19 protein-coding genes are annotated in these 15986 nt (G+C 62.0%); 12 read left to right on the top strand and 7 right to left on the bottom strand.

Annotated elements, in window-relative coordinates; all coding sequences use genetic code 11:
- Positions 1 to 198: 198 nt before the first annotated feature.
- From K7H91_RS04320 to K7H91_RS04275, 10 genes are all read left to right on the top strand, one after another.
- Entirely contained in the window at positions 199 to 2562 is a 2364-nt protein-coding gene (locus K7H91_RS04320; RefSeq protein ID WP_230718973.1) for a putative monovalent cation/H+ antiporter subunit A, read from the top strand.
- Positions 2559 to 2978, top strand: coding sequence for a Na(+)/H(+) antiporter subunit B (locus tag K7H91_RS04315; RefSeq protein ID WP_018066636.1), 420 nt, complete (start codon positions 2559 to 2561; stop codon positions 2976 to 2978). The genes K7H91_RS04320 and K7H91_RS04315 overlap by 4 nt, the downstream gene beginning before the upstream one ends.
- Positions 2978 to 3355 carry a Na+/H+ antiporter subunit C gene (locus K7H91_RS04310; protein ID WP_230718972.1) on the top strand — a complete coding sequence of 126 codons (378 nt, stop codon included), beginning with the start codon at positions 2978 to 2980 and terminating at the stop codon, positions 3353 to 3355. Before K7H91_RS04315 ends, K7H91_RS04310 begins: the two co-directional genes overlap by 1 nt.
- 23 nt (positions 3356 to 3378) lie before the next feature.
- Positions 3379 to 4932, top strand: a complete 1554-nt coding sequence (locus K7H91_RS04305; RefSeq protein WP_230718971.1) for a Na+/H+ antiporter subunit D — start codon at positions 3379 to 3381, stop codon at positions 4930 to 4932.
- Entirely contained in the window at positions 4929 to 5402 is a 474-nt protein-coding gene (locus K7H91_RS04300; protein ID WP_230718970.1) for a Na+/H+ antiporter subunit E, read from the top strand. The genes K7H91_RS04305 and K7H91_RS04300 overlap by 4 nt, the downstream gene beginning before the upstream one ends.
- The gene (locus tag K7H91_RS04295; protein ID WP_330165986.1) at positions 5402 to 5794 is read left to right on the top strand and encodes a cation:proton antiporter; all 393 of its coding nucleotides are present in this window, start codon (positions 5402 to 5404) and stop codon (positions 5792 to 5794) included. Before K7H91_RS04300 ends, K7H91_RS04295 begins: the two co-directional genes overlap by 1 nt.
- A gap of 4 nt (positions 5795 to 5798) precedes the next feature.
- Positions 5799 to 6140 carry a monovalent cation/H(+) antiporter subunit G gene (gene mnhG / locus K7H91_RS04290; RefSeq protein WP_230718969.1) on the top strand — a complete coding sequence of 114 codons (342 nt, stop codon included), beginning with the start codon at positions 5799 to 5801 and terminating at the stop codon, positions 6138 to 6140.
- Positions 6141 to 6492: 352 nt separating this feature from the next.
- Positions 6493 to 6915: a MucR family transcriptional regulator gene (locus tag K7H91_RS04285; RefSeq protein WP_230718968.1), complete on the top strand. Its 423-nt coding sequence runs from the start codon at positions 6493 to 6495 to the stop codon at positions 6913 to 6915.
- Between the two features lie 297 nt (positions 6916 to 7212).
- On the top strand, positions 7213 to 7635 hold the full coding sequence (locus tag K7H91_RS04280) for a helix-turn-helix domain-containing protein (RefSeq protein ID WP_230718967.1): 423 nt from the start codon (positions 7213 to 7215) through the stop codon (positions 7633 to 7635).
- Positions 7625 to 8122 carry a DUF6456 domain-containing protein gene (locus K7H91_RS04275; protein ID WP_230718966.1) on the top strand — a complete coding sequence of 166 codons (498 nt, stop codon included), beginning with the start codon at positions 7625 to 7627 and terminating at the stop codon, positions 8120 to 8122. The genes K7H91_RS04280 and K7H91_RS04275 overlap by 11 nt, the downstream gene beginning before the upstream one ends.
- Positions 8123 to 8128: 6 nt before the next feature.
- On the opposite strand, the gene K7H91_RS04270 is transcribed toward K7H91_RS04275, so the two are convergent.
- Positions 8129 to 8554 (bottom strand): SufE family protein, encoded by a 426-nt coding sequence (locus K7H91_RS04270; RefSeq protein ID WP_230718965.1) that lies wholly within the window; start codon positions 8552 to 8554, stop codon positions 8129 to 8131.
- Positions 8555 to 8644: 90 nt separating this feature from the next.
- A complete protein-coding gene (locus K7H91_RS04265; protein ID WP_230718964.1) occupies positions 8645 to 9154 on the bottom strand; it encodes a DUF5330 domain-containing protein in 510 nt (169 codons plus the stop codon).
- A gap of 410 nt (positions 9155 to 9564) precedes the next feature.
- On the opposite strand from K7H91_RS04265, the gene K7H91_RS04260 reads away from it, so the two are divergent.
- Both K7H91_RS04260 and K7H91_RS04255 read left to right on the top strand, forming a co-directional pair.
- On the top strand, positions 9565 to 10482 hold the full coding sequence (locus K7H91_RS04260; protein WP_230718963.1) for a peptidoglycan-binding domain-containing protein: 918 nt from the start codon (positions 9565 to 9567) through the stop codon (positions 10480 to 10482).
- Between the two features lie 78 nt (positions 10483 to 10560).
- On the top strand, positions 10561 to 10908 hold the full coding sequence (locus K7H91_RS04255; RefSeq protein WP_026173796.1) for a DUF1491 family protein: 348 nt from the start codon (positions 10561 to 10563) through the stop codon (positions 10906 to 10908).
- Positions 10909 to 10942: 34 nt separating this feature from the next.
- Here K7H91_RS04255 and K7H91_RS04250 read toward each other — a convergent pair whose 3' ends face one another.
- The 5 genes from K7H91_RS04250 to K7H91_RS04230 all read right to left on the bottom strand — a co-directional run bounded on the left by K7H91_RS04250 (position 10943) and on the right by K7H91_RS04230 (position 15924).
- Positions 10943 to 11863, bottom strand: coding sequence for a DUF2336 domain-containing protein (locus K7H91_RS04250; RefSeq protein WP_230718962.1), 921 nt, complete (start codon positions 11861 to 11863; stop codon positions 10943 to 10945).
- 356 nt (positions 11864 to 12219) lie between these two features.
- Positions 12220 to 12984, bottom strand: a complete 765-nt coding sequence (locus K7H91_RS04245; protein WP_419197443.1) for an ABC transporter ATP-binding protein — start codon at positions 12982 to 12984, stop codon at positions 12220 to 12222.
- The gene (locus tag K7H91_RS04240; protein WP_230718961.1) at positions 12981 to 13748 is read right to left on the bottom strand and encodes an ABC transporter ATP-binding protein; all 768 of its coding nucleotides are present in this window, start codon (positions 13746 to 13748) and stop codon (positions 12981 to 12983) included. Before K7H91_RS04240 ends, K7H91_RS04245 begins: the two co-directional genes overlap by 4 nt.
- A gap of 4 nt (positions 13749 to 13752) precedes the next feature.
- A complete protein-coding gene (locus K7H91_RS04235; protein ID WP_230718960.1) occupies positions 13753 to 14901 on the bottom strand; it encodes a branched-chain amino acid ABC transporter permease in 1149 nt (382 codons plus the stop codon).
- 6 nt (positions 14902 to 14907) lie between these two features.
- Positions 14908 to 15924, bottom strand: a complete 1017-nt coding sequence (locus K7H91_RS04230) for a branched-chain amino acid ABC transporter permease (protein ID WP_230718959.1) — start codon at positions 15922 to 15924, stop codon at positions 14908 to 14910.
- Between the last annotated feature and the right edge of the window lie 62 nt (positions 15925 to 15986).

Raw genomic sequence — 15986 nt, 5'->3', positions numbered from 1 at the left:
TTTAATGGCTGTCTGTAGCGATAGATGTGTCGTAGGCTCAGAAAAAGCAATGCCTTGGCAGGAAAGCTGGCCATGGAGGGCGTTTGCGGTTTTGCGCTTGTGAAAAAGACTTGGACGCGGTTGAGCGCATGCTAAACTTAACGTAACTGATCAGGTTCAGTTGCGTGGATGCCCGGCAGACTAATTTTTGGAGATGCTATGTCGCCCAGTGAGACGACACTTATATTTCTGGCCCTTCTTCTGCCCTTCATCGGGGCGGTTTTATCTCCGATCCTCTACCGCATCTTCAAATCCCTCGCGCCCTGGCTTCTGGCGCTGCTGCCGCTGTTTTCGCTGGTCCAGTTCGCCCGCCTCGTGCCGCGCGTTGCTGACGGCGAGGCGCTGACCGGCGGTTATGACTGGGTGCCGAGCCTGGGCCTTCGCTTTTCCTTCCTGATCGACGGTCTTTCGCTGACCTTCGCGCTGCTGATTACCGGCATCGGAACGCTGATCGTGCTTTATGCCGGGGGCTATATGAAGGGCCACCCGCAGCAGGCGCGGTTCCTGTCCTTCATGTTCATGTTCATGGGGGCCATGCTCGGCGTGGTGATCTCCGATGGGCTGCTGATGCTGTTCATCTTCTGGGAGCTGACCTCGATCACCTCGTTCCTGCTCATCGGCTTCGACCATGAAAAGGATGCCTCGCGTCGCGCCGCGATCCAGGCGCTGGTGGTGACCGGCGGCGGCGGGCTGGCTTTGCTCGCCGGCGTGCTGACGATCCAGTATATCACCGGCGCGAACGGGCTTTCGGAACTGCTGGCAAGCGGCGATGTGCTGCGGCAGAGCCCGCTTTATATTGCCGCGTTCATTCTGGTGCTCGGCGGCGCGTTCACCAAATCGGCGCAGTTTCCGTTCCATTTCTGGCTGCCGAACGCCATGGAGGCGCCGACGCCGGTTTCGGCCTATCTGCACTCCGCCACCATGGTGAAGGCGGGCGTCTATCTGCTGATGCGGCTCAACCCGGTCATGGGCGATACCGCGGCGTGGATGACCGTGCTGCCGGTGTTCGGCGGCGTCACGCTGCTGGTTGGCACGGTGCTGGCCGTGCGCCAGACCGACCTGAAGCTGATGCTCGCCTACACCACCGTCGCCTCGCTCGGGCTGATGGTGATGATGACCGGCATGGGCATCGAACACGCGGTCGAGGGCGCGGTGCTCTATCTGATCGCCCACGCGCTGTTCAAGGGCGGGCTGTTCATGGTCGCCGGGCTGATCGACCACGAAACCGGCACCCGCGACCTGACGAAACTTGGTGGCCTGGCGAAGGCGATGCCGATCACCTTTGCGGCCGGGCTTGCCGGCGCGATATCGATGGGCGGCCTGCCGCCATTCGTGGGCTTCCTCGCCAAGGAAGGGATCTACGAATCGCTCGATGCCGGAACAACGTTCGCGACCATCTTTCTGATCGTCGCGATCATCGGCAACGCGCTGATGTTCGCCGTCGGCTTCGGCGTCGGGCTGAAGCCGTTTATCGGCGCGAAGACCGAGACGCCGAAACACGCCCACGAGGGACCGGCGCTGATGTGGCTCGGGCCGATCACGCTCGGCCTTGCCGGCCTGCTTTCCGCCGTGTTCGCGCACTACTTCAATACCCATTTTTCGGGTCCGATGGCGAGCGCCGTCGCGGGCGAGGAGATCAGCATCCATCTGTCGCTGATCCCGCATATCGGCCTGCCGCTGGTGCTGTCGGTGCTGACCGTCGCGATCGCGCTGGTGATCTACTGGCGGCTTGACGCGTTGAGGGGGGCGATGGCCGGCATGCTGACGCGGCTTGGCCCCGGGCCGGATCTCTGGTTTGACAGTTTCATGCGCGGTCTCGTGAGACTGTCATTCAGGGTGACGCAGACGATCCAGCCGGGACGGCTCGAATTCTACATCACCGCGACCTTCGTGCTTGTCGCGGCCGTGCTGATGGCCTCGCTGTTCTCGTTCGGCGAATTGCCGGTATGGCAGGGCCTGCCGGAGGATCTCCACCTCGCGCACTGGGTGATCCTGCTGCTTGCCGTGATCGGGCTTGGCGCGGTGATCGGGGCGCATAACCGGCTGACGGCGATCGTGACGCTCGGCATCCAGGGCTTTTCGGTGGCCGTTCTGTTTCTGCTGCTCGGCGCGCCCGACCTGTCCTTCACGCAGTTCATGGTCGAAACCCTGTCGGTGGTCATTCTGACGCTGGTCATGACCCGCCTCAACCTGACGCCATCCGACCACCGCGCGATGGGGCAAAGGCTGTTCGACGGCGCGCTTGCCGTCATTTGCGGGCTCGGTTTCACGCTGCTCTTGATGCGCGTCACCCAGGTGCCGTTCAATGACCGGCTGTCGGAGTTCTTCAACAGCTATTCGAAGGTGATCGCCCACGGGCACAACGTCGTCAACGTTATCATCGTCGACTTCCGCGGAACGGATACGCTCGGCGAGATTGCCGTGGTGATGATCACCGGGCTTGCCATTCTGGCCCTGATCCGGCTGCGCAACACAAGGACCGGCACCACCCCCAAGGAACCGACAGAAAGCGAGGTCCGATGAACACGCTGATCTTCAGAACGGCGGCGCCATTCCTGTCGGCGTTGATGATGCTGTTTTCGATCTACGTTCTGCTGCGCGGCCACAATGCGCCTGGCGGCGGCTTTATCGGCGGTCTGATCGCGGCCTCGGCAATCGCCATTTTCGGTATTGCCATGGGGGTCTCGGCGGTGCGCCGGGCGATCCATTTCCATCCGCTGGCCTATGCCGGAGCGGGGCTTCTGCTCGCGGCGCTCTCGGGCTTGATCTCGATCTTCGCGCATACCCCATTCATGACGGCGCACTGGATCTATCCGGTGATCTACGGCGTGGAAGTGCCGATCTCGACGGTCACCACCTTCGATATCGGCGTCTATCTCGTGGTTTTCGGAGCGATATCGTCGATCTTCCTGGCCCTTGAAGAAAGGGACCATGTCTGATGGAGTTCGTGCTCTCGTGCCTTGTCGGCATCTTCTTTACCGCCGCGATCTACCTGATGCTGTCGCGCCACAGCGTGCGCATCATGCTGGGCATCGCCATTCTCAGCAATGCGGTCAATCTGCTGATCTTTACCGCCGGGCGGGTCAGCGGCTTCGTGCCGCCGATCATTCCGAAAAGCATGGACACGCTGCCCTCGGGAACGGCAAACCCGCTGCCGCAGGCGCTGATCCTGACGGCGATCGTGATCGCCTTTTCCTTCTTTGCCTTCCTTCTGGTTTTGACCTACCGCGCCTATCAGGATCTCAATACCGATGATACCGACGATATGCGGGCGGCGGAGCCCAAGGACCAGCCCATGCCGCCGCTCGGCTATTGAACGGGGATATCAAGACTGAACCCATGGCAGCTTCCGCTTACCAAATCGATCCTTCCGCCGCGCTGACAATGGCGCCGACGTCGCTGACGGACTGGCTCGTCATCCTGCCGGTGGCGACCTGTATCGCCGTCGGCGCGCTGCTGCTGATGATCCGCAAGCACACCGTCTGGCATCCCGTGATCGCCATTGCCGCCCTTGCCTTTCTGGTCGTCATCGACAGTCTGCTGCTCTATACCGTATGGGAAAACGGCCCGCTCACCATGGTGGCGGGCCGCTGGCTGCCGCCCTTCGGCATTGCCTTCACCGCGGACATTATGAGCGCGCTGTTCGCGCTGGCCGCCGCCATTGCGGGGCTCGCAGGCGCTGTGTTCGCGCTTGGCAGCATCGACGCGAGTGGGCGGCGTTACGGGTTCTATCCGTTTTTGCTGCTGCTGATCGCCGGCGTTTCCGGCGCGTTCCTGACCGGCGATATCTTCAACCTCTATGTCTGGTTCGAGGTTCTGCTGATCTCGTCCTTCGGCCTGCTGATCCTGGGTTCCACCCATGAGCAGCTTGACGGTGCGATGAAATATGCGGTGCTCAACCTGATCGGCACCACGCTGTTCCTGATCGCGGTTGCCTATACCTACGCCGTGTTCGGCACGCTCAACATGGCCGATATCGCAATCAGGGCGCGCGAAACCCCGACGCTGCCGACCGCGACGATCGGGGCGCTGTTCGTGCTGGCCTTCGGCATGAAGGCGGCGGCCTTTCCGGTCAATTTCTGGCTGCCGGCTTCCTATCACACGCCGCGCACCGTGGTTTCGGCGCTGTTCGGCGGGCTTTTGACCAAGGTCGGCGTTTATGCGCTGCTCAGGGTCATGGTGATGATCCTGCCGGCCGATCTTGCATCGCTTTCTTCCGTCGTCGGTCTTGCCGCCTTCCTCACCATGGTGCTGGCCGGTCTCGGCGCGATCGCCCAGCATGATATCCGCCGCGCTGTCGGCTATATCGTGATCGTCGGCATCGGCAACTGCCTTGCGGGCGTTGCGATCGGCGGCATGGACGGGCTGCAGGGCGCGCTGTTCTACGCGCTGCATTCGATGATACTGATGACGCTGCTCTATCTGATCACCGGCCTTGCCGGCCGGCTCGCCGGCGGCTTCTCGCTCAACCAGATCGGCGGCATCTACAAGCGCTATCCGGTCTTTGCCGGCCTCAGCCTCGGCGCGTTTTTCGCAGCCGCCGGACTGCCGCCGTTTTCAGGCTTCTGGCCGAAGGCGATATTGGTGCGCGCCGGCGTCGAAACCGGATCGTGGTGGCTCGCCGCCGGCATCCTGTTTGCCGGGTTCTGTTCGACGATCGCGCTTGGCAGGATATTTCTGCTGGCCTATTGGCGGCCCGCAGAGGGTGAGGTTTCCGAGACGCTCAGGATACCTTTTTCCGAGTGGCTGCCGATTATCGGCCTTTCCGCCATCATTGTCGTCTTCGGGCTCTATCCGGAGCCGGTGTTGGACCTGACGGCTAAGGCGATTGGCGGGATTCTTTCGCCGGAGGGGTATTTCCTGTCGGTCTTCCCGGGAGGAAGCGTGCAATGAAGATACTGCTTTCCAATCTCGTTCTGGCGATCTTCTGGGTTGCCGTAACCGGCAGCGCCTCGCTGCACAATCTGTTCTTCGGCATCATCATCGGTGCGATCGCGGTCGGACTGGTGCGCCATCAGATCGGCGGAACAGGCTATTTCTCGCGCGTGAAGCGGCTGTTCAAGCTGCTGATGCTGTTTCTGTACGAGCTCATGGCCTCGGCCTGGTCGGTCGCGAAACTCGTCTGCTCGCCGCGCATGAACGTCAAGCCCGGCATATTCCGCTACGAACTGACGCTGGAAAAGGATTTCGAGATCGTTCTGCTTGCCAACATGATCACGCTGACGCCCGGAACGCTGTCCGTCGACGTTTCGGATGACAATAAGTATCTCTATATCCACGCGATTGACTGCGCCGATCCCGACGCGATCAGGAAGAGCATCGCCGAGGGCTTCGAAACCAAGATCAGGGAGGCTTTTGCCTGATGACGCCTGAGGAGATCGTACAGCATGCCGCAGATATGTCCCTCGTTCTGCTTTCGATTGCGCTGCTCTTGACAGTCTATCGGGTGGTGAAGGGGCCGACGCTGCCGGACCGGGTTCTGGCGCTCGATATGATCGTTGCCGTGGGCGTGGGGTTCATCATCGTGATCGCGGTGCGGACCGGGTTCACGCTTTACATCGACATCGCCATCGCGCTCGGCCTGGTCGGTTTTCTGGCGACCGTCGCCTTCGCGCGCTTCATTCGCTCCAGCGCGATGCGGGCCGATACCGAGACGGGTTTCAAGGTGAAACCGCATCCAATGGCCTACGATTCCGGGCCATCGGGCGAAGACGTGCCGGTGGTTTCGGCCGATGCGGAAAAGAGCGGGGAGTAGGTAAATGGCGCAATATCTTCTGGCCGGGCTGGTTTCCCTCCTGATGCTTGCGGGCGCGGCCTTCACGCTCACGGCTGCAATCGGCATCATCAGGCTGCCTGATCTCTATTCGCGCATGCATGCGGCCTCAAAGGCCGGCACGGTCGGCGCAGGGCTGATCTTTCTGGCAATCGGCATTCATGCCGGCGAGATATCCACTTTCGTGCGGGCCTGCGCCGGCATCGTATTCTTCATCATAACGGCGCCGATCTCGGCTCACCTACTGGCGCGAGCCTCTCATGAAGTTGGCTACCCGCTATACGAGAATACGGTCAGAGATAAATTACAAAGTAGAGACAGTGACTAGCAGCACGGTTTTTGTGACTTTGGAATGTTTTTAAGTATTATGCCATGGGCAGACCCGAAATCGCGTGGTCGCGCTTCGCTGCTTTCAATAAAGACGTTAAAACGACGATTTAAACTTTACATTTGTCATTGAAGTGGTATTCCGTCCAAGAGCGCGTGAATATTTCACGCGTTGATGAAAATAATCAGGCCCTATCCGTGAGGCTGTGCTACCGGTTTTCCGTGCAGCGCGGCTTTAATTTCTACGCAGAAACGACGACGACCAACGGCGCTGCTTGAAGAGATTTTCTGAAGGCGTCCTTGCACAGAGTAACTGCGGGCGCGGGCAGGCAAAGAAAGAACAGGAGTGAAGAATGACGGATGCAACGATCGAGCAGGACAACCAGGCCCTCGTGGAACTGACCGCCGATATCGTGGCCGCTTATGTGAGCAACCATGTGATCCAGACCGGCGATCTGCCGGGGCTCATTCACGAGGTGCACGCCGCGCTGAGCAACACCGCGAAGCCGCAGGCCGCCGCCCAGGCGCAGGAAAAGCAGAAGCCGGCGGTTTCGGTTCGCAAGTCGATCAGCGGCGACCATCTCGTTTGTCTGGAATGCGGCGGCAGCTTCAAGTCGCTGAAGCGTCACCTGATGACCCATCATGACCTGACCCCGAATGCCTATCGCGAAAAGTGGGACCTGCCGGCGGATTATCCGATGGTGGCGCCGTCCTATGCCGAGGCGCGTTCCCGCCTTGCCAAGGAAATGGGTCTCGGACAGCGCCGCGGGCGCTAACCGCGACAAAACGATTTCGCTCCGAATCTGGATGCCGGCGGTCGAGAGACTGCTGGCATTTTTTTGTGTGCGAGCGCTAGCAAATGCCGGCATCCTATCGTGGGCTTTTGCCCTAAGGTTGTGTTTACCTTCATGCAATGCCCGCATAGGTAAACGGTTGAAGAGAGTAGGAAAATAATCCTATTATGGAGGAAAATAAGTAAACAAAAACAACAGGCGGTTTCGAGGGTACCCCTCTTTATGTCCCCGCTTCCGGCGCCGATGTAAGAATAAAATCCTATTTCTCAGGGAGCTGACATGAACGAGCAACGCGTAGCATCGCCGGTCGCGACGACCTTCCATCAACGCCTGAACCATCAGCCAGCCTGGTGCATCGAGAGGGCAAGCCAGATGTCGGATATCCGCAAGGCTTGCCGCATTGTTCTGCTGATCACCAAGGAAATGGCGCTTGTCGCCGGCGAACGGATTTCGATCCGCGCCGAAAGGCGGCGTTCCGTCTCGCATTATCGCCAGATCGCAATGTATGTCTGCCACGTATCGCTGCAGTTGTCGCTCAGCGAGATCGGACTTGCGTTCGGGCGCGATCGCACAACGGTGGCCTATTCCTGCCGCGTGATCGAGGACCGGCGCGACGACCGGTCTTTCGACGAATTCATCGCCGCCGTCGAGCGGCTGGCCTATAACGTGGTCATTGCCGCCGAGGTGCGCCATGACGGCTGAGTTGGGCGAGAAGACGCCACTGGACAAGCTGGCGCGGCTGAAGGCACGCGATGGCTCTCCATTCCTGACGCCCGACGCGTTTGCGGCTGGCGAGCGGCTGGCGGAGGATTTCAACCGCGCGCTGATGCAGCCGCGAATTTCGGCTTCGCTGGAGCCGCGGCTTGAGACGCGCGGGCGCGGTCGCTTTGCCGCCCCCTCAGCAATGTCGGATACGGCGATCGACGCGCGCAGCCGCGTGGCGCGGGCGCTGAAGGCGGTTGGCCCGGAGCTTGCCGATATCGCGCTCGATTTCTGTTGTTTCATGAAAGGGCTTGAACAGATCGAGCGCGAGCGGCAATGGCCGGTCCGCTCCGCCAAGTTGATGGTGCGCACGGCATTGCTGGCGCTTGCCCGCCACTACGCGCCGCCGCCGGCCAAGACCGGTATTCGCGGTTGGGGCGCGGAGGGCTACCGGCCCGAAATCTCGGCATTTTTCGCGGAGGAATAAACCCGTTCAGGCGGCGAGCTTGCGCGCCGCCGTTTCGCGGATCTTGGTGACCATGGCGTTCAGCCCGTTGGCGCGCTGGGCGGAGAGGTGATCGACCAGGCCGATCTTGCGGAAGGTTTCGATGGCGTCCGTCTTCGCGATTTCCGACGCGGTGTGGCCCGAATAGACGGTGAGCACGATTGATACGAGGCCCCGCACAATGAAGGCATCCGAGTCGCCTCTGAATTCCATCACCGGGTCCTCGCCTTCGCCCGTCTTCGACACCAGCCAGACCTGGCTGGCGCAGCCATGCACGCGATTGTCCTCGATCTTCTCGTCCTCTGGCAGGTCCGGCAGGGCCTTGCCGAGCTCGATGACGTAGCGGTAGCGGTCTTCCCAGTCATCGAGAAAGGAAAAGTCGTCGATAATTTGCTTGAGTTTGTCGCTCATCATCCGGCCTTTCGATTGCTCTCGCCCCGATATAGTTCGATGTGGCGGGAATTGAAATGCGCGGGGCGCAGGAAGAATAAATTAGCCGGTGTTTCAGCGCGGACGCGGGGTCGGCACGGGGACGTTGTCGGGCAGGCCGGGGATGCGGACAGGAGTCTCGATCTTGGCCGGCTGGCCGATGATCGCGCCGGTCTGGATGAGATCGGGCGTATTGCCGGCAACCACTGCGGGCGGCGTTTCGACGACAGGCTTTGGCTCGGCGACGGGTTCCGGCGCGGCGGGCCGGGCGACCTTGGGCGCGGCGGCGGTTTCCTGCGCGGGTTGCGGGGCCTTGTCGCCGAAATGCTGGCCCAGATAGATGTAGACGATCTCCGCGCCCTGGCGCGCGCGGCGGCCGAGAAAGCTGATAATGCCCGAGCCGTCATTGCAGACGTCGGGGCGTTCGTCGCAGATGCCGCTCATATATTCGAACGTGCCGCGCGCGGCCGAGACCGCGCCGCCGATATCCTGACCGCTTGGCAGCGCCTGTTGCTCACGCGTTGCAGCACCCCCCAGCATGAGCGGCGCGAAGAACGGCACCAGCAGGAGCAGAACGAAAATCATGAATGCGGATTTCAGCAGGAATCTCATCGGCCCCCGGCCTGTTGGTTGTGCCCGCAAGCGTTGTACCCACACTTAACCTAAGACGGTAAATGAGCCGCTAAAAGGGCGCGTGAAAATGGACACATGATTGGCACCTCACTGCGCGAGCATGAGAGTGAGATGAAATATGTAAATTAAAACAATTACCTATTCTGAAAATAGGGTGCCTTTTGACGGGTTATGGACACGTACCCTGTTAACCATGTTCGAAGATTTTTTTGATTGCAAAGGGGGTGGCGGCGCGCGCGACGCTGGCAGTGGGAGGCCTGCTCCATTACCCTTCGTTAACAGCCGCGGTCTATTTTCTGCGGCGAGAGGCGTGACCGGATGCCGATGGTTTGAAAAGCGACGAAATGCGGGTGATGGACTGAATGGCGAAAAAGACGACGAAGAAAACCGGAAAGCGCGGGAAGAAGACGCCCTCGCTGATCGGGCGCACCGCGTCGTCGCTGGGTGGCATGGCGGCGCGTCATCCGGGCAAGATCGGCGGGCCGCTGGTGTTCGGCGTGGTCTTCAGCTTCGTATCGGCCAATGCGCTCTGGTATCAGCCGGGGCCGCATCCGAGCCCGATGATGAAGACGCGCCAGCCGGCCAACCCCTATGCCGTGCCCGGCCGCCGGATGGCGGAGGCCACGGATTTCGAGAGTTTCCGCATCGAACTCGAGGACGGGGAGACCGTCGCCGCCGAAAAGCCGAAGGACGATCTGGTGGCGATCCTCGAACAGGTCGAGGCCAATCGGCCGCCGGCAACGAGCGCCGCGATCGAACAGGATGTGACTGCCTCAGCGCCGCCGCCGCCAGCGCCGGTTGACGATGAACCGGATATCCTTGCCCTTCAGCAGGCGCTTGCCGCGAGGGGCTATTACAAGGGCAAGCCGGACGGGGTGACCGGTCCGATGACGAAAGCGGCGATCAGGGCATTCCAGAGCGATAGCGGTATCACGCCGACCGGGGAGGCCGACGAGGAAGTGGTGGCGCTGCTCAGCCTATCCGCGCCGCTGCCGGAACCGCGGCCGGAGACCGCCGCATCGCCTGACCCGGTTGCCGATATCCTGAAGGCGGAAACCGCGCCGTCTGGCGGGGCCGGCGTTGTTGTCGCCGATCCGATGGTGGTCGAAATCCAGCGCGGTCTGGTGAATATCGCCTATGACGGCGTGGTGGTCGACGGCGTTGCCGGGGCGACGACGCGGGCGGCGATCCTCGAATTCCAGAAACACTACCGGCTGCCGGAAACGGGCGAGCCGAATGAGGCCGTGCGCGACAAGCTTCGCGAGATCGGCGCGCTTTAGGGCTGCCGATCTGCCGTTGCAAAAGGCCCGATCATCGGGCATGCCATGATGACCTCGTGGAATCCGGGAGCGGTCGACATGCGCCTTCGTTCAGATTTTTTTGCGTCCGCGCTGGTGCGCGATGCCTTTGCCGCGGGCGGCTTTGCCGTGATCGAGCGCAAGGGGGCGGAAGAAGCCGGGGCGATCGCGATCCGGCAGATTTTCCGCGATGGCACCGAGAGCCTCTATCTGCCCGCGCCGCAGAGCTTTGCGGAGGAGGGCGTCCAGGATCGGGTCTTCGAGAGGCGGCTTAACGCAGCATCATCGGACAAAGTTTCGGAGATGCTGGAACGCGAAATGCGTTTCGACAGCGATCTCTGGGTCGTGGTGCTGGAATGCGAGAATGTGGACGGTTTTTTCAACATTGCCGATGAAGAGCAGGACTGAGCGGGTCTCCTTGCGTTGAAGGAGGCCGGGCGGTTCAGGCCGAACGGCGCGCGGCTTCCTGTTTCTCGGCCGCGACCCGGGTTTCACGCTCGCGCTCAGACTGCCAGCCGAGCAGTTCCTGGATGCAGGCGGCGGGCTTCAGCGAGCCCACGAGCTTTTCGGCCGCGTGTTCGGTTGTTTCATTGTCCTGCCGGTCGATCGTGGCGACGCGGGGCAGGACGTAGCTTGTGTCCGCATGGTTCATGCCGAGCGCGATCAGCGCGACGGCGAGACGCTGGCCGGTGGGTTCTTCGAGTATGCGGCGGGCCAGCACCCGGTCGCCGCCAAGCGCGCGCGTGAAGGTTTCGGTGAAGAACGGCTTCTCGGCGCGGCGCGCGAAGCGGACCAGGAGGGCGGTCTGCAACTCGGTGAGGGTGGAAACGCCGAGGCGATCGGCGTCGCCGGTGCCGGCGGCCATGGCCTTCAGCGTGCGGCGCAGCGCCTCGCTGTCATCGCGGGTGCCGGTGTCGATGTCGAAATTGCCGGCGGGCTCCTGCCGCTCTTCCTCGCGCCGTGCGCCGATCAGCGCCTGTATCACCTTCTGCGACAGGTCGGGGCGGTGGATGATCGCGCGGATATGTTCCTCCGTCGTGGTCTCGATCAGGGCGATCAGCGTGTCGTCGGTGATGGCGGGCGAGCGGGCGAGGAAGGGGGCCGCGACCGCGATCTCGCAGCTGCCGATATAGCGGCAGACATCCTGCGGCACGTGGGCGTGGCAGGAAAGGGCGGCGACCGCCTGCCGGCGCGCCTCGGGCGATGAGGCCTCGTAGACGGGCCCGAAGAGTTCGGCAAAGCGCCGGCGTTCGGCGGCGCTCGGATTGTCGAGCGAGCCGAAGCCCGAAACCGTGGCCATCAGCACGACGTCGAGATTGCGCGTGTTCTTCAGCCCTTCAAGTTCGCGATACCGATCGACCAAGGCCGTACTCCCCGACAAATGTCTTCTATCGACAACAGGTTAGGGAGAAAACGTTATAAAGATGTTAACCATAGCGAAGGGAGAGGGGCGTCGCGGTTCGGAAGGTGCCGGAATCGCGCTTGCTTTTTGAAGGCGGCGACGGATCGATGGCGATGAGGCTTGCTCCCAATACTCTCTCCCGCTGGCGGGAGAGATGCCCCGAAAGGGGCAGTGAGGGTGGTGAGGAATTTCGTCTCGTGAGGGCGCTCGCGGAGATGTACTCCCCCCTCACTGTCGCTTTCGCGACATCTCTCCCCTCCGGGGCGAGAAGGGTTGGGGGCTATGCGGTGAGGTTGATAGAGCGACTGGCATGAGCCTCAGATCGCCAGATATTCCTCGCGCAGTTCGGCGTTGTCGAGCACTTCAGCGGCGGTGCCGGAGAACACGATCTGGCCGGTGTCCATGATCACCGCCTTGTCGGAGAGGCGAAGGGCCGCGACGGCGTTCTGTTCCACGATGATGGTGGTGATGCCGAGGTCGCGGATCTGGCGGACGATGCTTTCGATCTCGTGGACGATCACCGGGGCGAGGCCCTCATAGGGCTCGTCGAGGAACAGGATCTTGATGTCGCGGGCGAGCGCGCGAGCGACGGCCAGCATCTGCTGCTCGCCGCCGGACATGGTGACGGCGTCCTGCTTGCGGCGCTCGGCAAGGCGTGGGAAGTGGTCGTAGATCTTTTCGAGGGTCCAGCCCTTCTCGCCCGAGACCTGGGCGAGAACGAGGTTTTCCTCGACCGTCAGCCCGCCGATGATCCGGCGATCCTCCGGCACGAGCTGGACGCCCATCTGTGCGGCCTGGAAGGCGCGTTTGTTGTGGAGCGGTTCGCCGTTCAGCCAGATTTCGCCGCTCTTCAGAGCCGGGTTGTCGAGGCGGGCGAGGGTGCGCAGCGTGCTGGTCTTGCCGGCGCCGTTGCGGCCGAGGAGGGAGAGCACTTCGCCCTTGGCGATATCGAAGGAAACGCCCTGAACGATGTAGCTTTCGCCGTACCAGGCGTGAATGTCGCGGACGCTGAAGAATGCATCGCCCTTTTCGGTGGCCATCCGGTTTTGCTCCTCGCGGACATTGTTGCTGTGCATATTCATGCCTCGGCCTCGCCAAGATAGGCTTCCTTGACCTTCGGGTTGCCGCGCACCTCATCAGGAGAACCTTCGGCGATGATGCGGCCCTGCGCAAGCACCGAGATCCTGTCGGCAAGCGAGAACACGACATGCATGTCATGCTCGATGATAACCTTGGTCATGCCGCGGGCCTTGATGCGCTGAAGCAGTTCGATGGTGCGGTTGGTATCGTGGCGGGCCATGCCGGCGGTCGGCTCGTCGAGAAGCAGCAGCTTAGGTTTCTGGATCAGGCACATGGCGAGCTCCAGCCGGCGCTTGTCGCCGCGCGACAGCGAGCCCGCCTCGTGATGGCGGCGAGCGGAAAGCCCGATATCCTCGAGAATGAACTCGGCCTCCTCGCGCACTTCCCGTTCGCCGGCAAGGGCGCGGATGGCATTCAGCCTGAACGCACCGTCGCGGCGGGCGAAGGCGGGGATCATGACGTTTTCGATCAGCGTCAGGTCGGGGAAGATTTCCGGCGTCTGGAACACGCGCGAGACGCCCATCTGGTTGATCTCGTGGGGCGCGTGGCTGGTCAGCGTCTGGCCATCGAAGACGACCTTGCCGTGGGTCGGCTTCAGCCGGCCGATGCAGACATTGAGCAGGGTGGACTTGCCGGCGCCATTGGGGCCGATAATGGCGTGGACCCTGCCGCTTTCGACCTCAAGATTGACATCGGAGAGCGCGCGCAGGCCGCCGAAGCTCTTGTGGACGTCGTCGACGTGAAGGACGATGTTTCTGTCGGCCATGGTGCTACTCCGCAGGCTGGACTTCGGCGACGGATTGTTCCTCCGCCTTGCCGGTGCCGCCGCCGCCAAAGCGGGCGCGGACACGTTTGACGCCTTCCATGATGCCGCCGGGCAGGAAGATCACGATGGCCATGAAGATCAGGCCGAGGGTCAGGTGCCAGCCATCGCCGACGAACAGCGACAGCAGCTTGACCACCGGGGTCTCGAGCGCGTCCGGCAGGAAGGAGAAGGTCTGGTGCAGGGCCTGCTCGTTGAAGGACGAGAAGATGTTTTCGAAGTATTTGATGACAACCGCGCCGATAACCGGGCCGACCAGCGTGCCGACGCCGCCGAGAATGGTCATCAGCACGACCTCGCCCGATGCGGTCCACTGCATGCGCTCGGCGCCGGCGAGCGGATCGGTGACGGCCATCAGCGCGCCGGCGAGACCGGCGAACATGCCGGAGATGATGAAGGCGGAGCGCAGATAGGGCCGGGTGTTGAAACCGGTATACATCATCCGGTTCTGGTTCGATTTCACCGCCTTCAGCATCATGCCGAAGGGCGAGCGGAAGATGCGGATGGTGAGGTAGAAGCAGATCAAAAGGGCGATGGCGCAGAAATAGAAGCCGCCATAGCCCTGAAGCTGGATGCCGAAGAAATCGGGCGAGGGCAGGCCGGCGCCGGCTTCGAAGAACATCCGGTCGAGGATGCGCGGATCTGAGGACGCAAGCTGCAGGCCGGTCTCGCCATTGGTGATCGGGGTGAGCACCGAATAGGCGAGATTGTAGCTCATCTGGGCGAAGGCGAGCGTCAGGATCGAAAAATAGATGCCCGAGCGGCGCAGGGTGACGTAGCCGATGACGGCGGCGAACAGGCCGGAACAGATCATCGCGAAGATGATCGCCGGGATCGCGTTCATCGTCAGAAGCTTGAACGACCAGACGGCGGCATAGGAGCCGACGCCGAGAAATGCGGCGTGGCCGAAGGAGAGATAGCCCGTCAGCCCGAACAGGATGTTGAAGCCGATGGCGAAGATGCCGAAGATCGCGAACTTCTGCAGGAGCGCCGGATAGGCGGCGCCGAGCGGCATGAACAATATGGGCGCGGCGAGCACGATGGCCGAGAAGATGGCAAACAGCAGCCAGTCGTTGCGGGAAAGATTGGCGAACATGCGGTTCTAGTCCTCCATCACGCCGCGGCGGCCCATGAGCCCGCGCGGCATGGTCAAGAGAATGATGACGGCGACGAGGTAGATGATCACCTGGTCGATGCCGGGGATGATGCTTTTGATCTCGTTCATCGAAGCGAAGGATTGCAGGATGCCAAGGGTGAAGCCCGCAACGATCGCTCCTGGAAGCGATCCCATGCCGCCGACGACCACGACCACGAAGCTCAGGACCAGAAAATCCATGCCCATGTGGTAGTTCGGCGGCAGGATCGGCGTGTACATCACGCCCGCAAGCCCCGCGACCACGGCGGCGATGCCAAAGACCACGGTGAAGCGCTTCTCGATGTCGATGCCGAGCAGGCCAACGGTTTCGCGATCGCGCATGCCGGCGCGGACCACCATGCCGTAGGTGGTGAATTGCAGGAAAGCGAAGACGGCGCCGATGATGATGAGTGCTGTCACGAAATAGATGAGGCGCCACCACGGATAGACGATGAAGGCGTCGGCCATGCCGATCCAGGCCCCGACATTGGCGGTGCCGGAGAAGATAGAGGGGGCGGTCTGCGGGATCGGATTGGCGCCGAAAAACTTCTTGATGATCTCCTGCAGAACGATCGCGAGGCCGAAGGTAACGAGAATCTGGTCGGCGTGGGGGCGCTTGTAGAAGAACCGGATCAGGCCGCGCTCCATCACGAGGCCGATCAGTAGCATGACCGGGATCGCAAGCAGGATCGACAAGGGTACCGACCAGTTGATGATCGTGGCTCCGACATCGCCGAAGGCGTATTCCATGTAGGGGATGGCGCGGGGCGCAAACAGCGCGCCCTCTTCCTTGGGCGGCTGGACCGGCCACGAAATCAGCGCGTTGAAGGCCACGGCGCAGAACGCGCCGAGCATGAACAGCGCCCCATGGGCGAAATTGACCACGCCGAGCGTGCCGAAGACCAGGGTCAGGCCAAGCGCGATCAGCGAATAGGCCGCGCCCTTGTCCAGACCGTTCAGAATTTGAATGATGATGGCGTCCATTACCCGCTATCCGCTGTTTTGATGCGCGGGACCGGGCGCGGATTTGGCGCCCGGTCCGTTGT

Source organism: Martelella mediterranea (assembly GCF_021021415.1).
Classification (GTDB): domain Bacteria; phylum Pseudomonadota; class Alphaproteobacteria; order Rhizobiales; family Rhizobiaceae; genus Martelella; species Martelella mediterranea_C.
Note: the sequence above shows the minus strand (reverse complement) of the source record. Positions and strands in the feature narration are given on the sequence as shown.

Excerpts from the sequence above, each read along its gene's own strand:
- K7H91_RS04285 (WP_230718968.1), top strand. The coding sequence starts at position 6,493 with ATGACGGATGCAACGATCGAGCAGGACAACCAGGCCCTCGTGGAACTG.
- K7H91_RS04230 (WP_230718959.1), bottom strand. The coding sequence starts at position 15,924 with ATGGACGCCATCATCATTCAAATTCTGAACGGTCTGGACAAGGGCGCG.
- K7H91_RS04280 (WP_230718967.1), top strand. The coding sequence starts at position 7,213 with ATGAACGAGCAACGCGTAGCATCGCCGGTCGCGACGACCTTCCATCAA.
- K7H91_RS04305 (WP_230718971.1), top strand. The coding sequence starts at position 3,379 with ATGGCAGCTTCCGCTTACCAAATCGATCCTTCCGCCGCGCTGACAATG.
- K7H91_RS04240 (WP_230718961.1), bottom strand. The coding sequence starts at position 13,748 with ATGGCCGACAGAAACATCGTCCTTCACGTCGACGACGTCCACAAGAGC.
- K7H91_RS04315 (WP_018066636.1), top strand. The coding sequence starts at position 2,559 with ATGAACACGCTGATCTTCAGAACGGCGGCGCCATTCCTGTCGGCGTTG.
- K7H91_RS04235 (WP_230718960.1), bottom strand. The coding sequence starts at position 14,901 with ATGTTCGCCAATCTTTCCCGCAACGACTGGCTGCTGTTTGCCATCTTC.
- K7H91_RS04260 (WP_230718963.1), top strand. The coding sequence starts at position 9,565 with ATGGCGAAAAAGACGACGAAGAAAACCGGAAAGCGCGGGAAGAAGACG.
- K7H91_RS04255 (WP_026173796.1), top strand. The coding sequence starts at position 10,561 with ATGCGCCTTCGTTCAGATTTTTTTGCGTCCGCGCTGGTGCGCGATGCC.
- K7H91_RS04320 (WP_230718973.1), top strand. The coding sequence starts at position 199 with ATGTCGCCCAGTGAGACGACACTTATATTTCTGGCCCTTCTTCTGCCC.
- K7H91_RS04275 (WP_230718966.1), top strand. The coding sequence starts at position 7,625 with ATGACGGCTGAGTTGGGCGAGAAGACGCCACTGGACAAGCTGGCGCGG.
- K7H91_RS04245 (WP_419197443.1), bottom strand. The coding sequence starts at position 12,984 with ATGAATATGCACAGCAACAATGTCCGCGAGGAGCAAAACCGGATGGCC.
- K7H91_RS04270 (WP_230718965.1), bottom strand. The coding sequence starts at position 8,554 with ATGATGAGCGACAAACTCAAGCAAATTATCGACGACTTTTCCTTTCTC.
- K7H91_RS04295 (WP_330165986.1), top strand. The coding sequence starts at position 5,402 with ATGACGCCTGAGGAGATCGTACAGCATGCCGCAGATATGTCCCTCGTT.
- K7H91_RS04265 (WP_230718964.1), bottom strand. The coding sequence starts at position 9,154 with ATGATTTTCGTTCTGCTCCTGCTGGTGCCGTTCTTCGCGCCGCTCATG.
- K7H91_RS04300 (WP_230718970.1), top strand. The coding sequence starts at position 4,929 with ATGAAGATACTGCTTTCCAATCTCGTTCTGGCGATCTTCTGGGTTGCC.
- mnhG (WP_230718969.1), top strand. The coding sequence starts at position 5,799 with ATGGCGCAATATCTTCTGGCCGGGCTGGTTTCCCTCCTGATGCTTGCG.
- K7H91_RS04310 (WP_230718972.1), top strand. The coding sequence starts at position 2,978 with ATGGAGTTCGTGCTCTCGTGCCTTGTCGGCATCTTCTTTACCGCCGCG.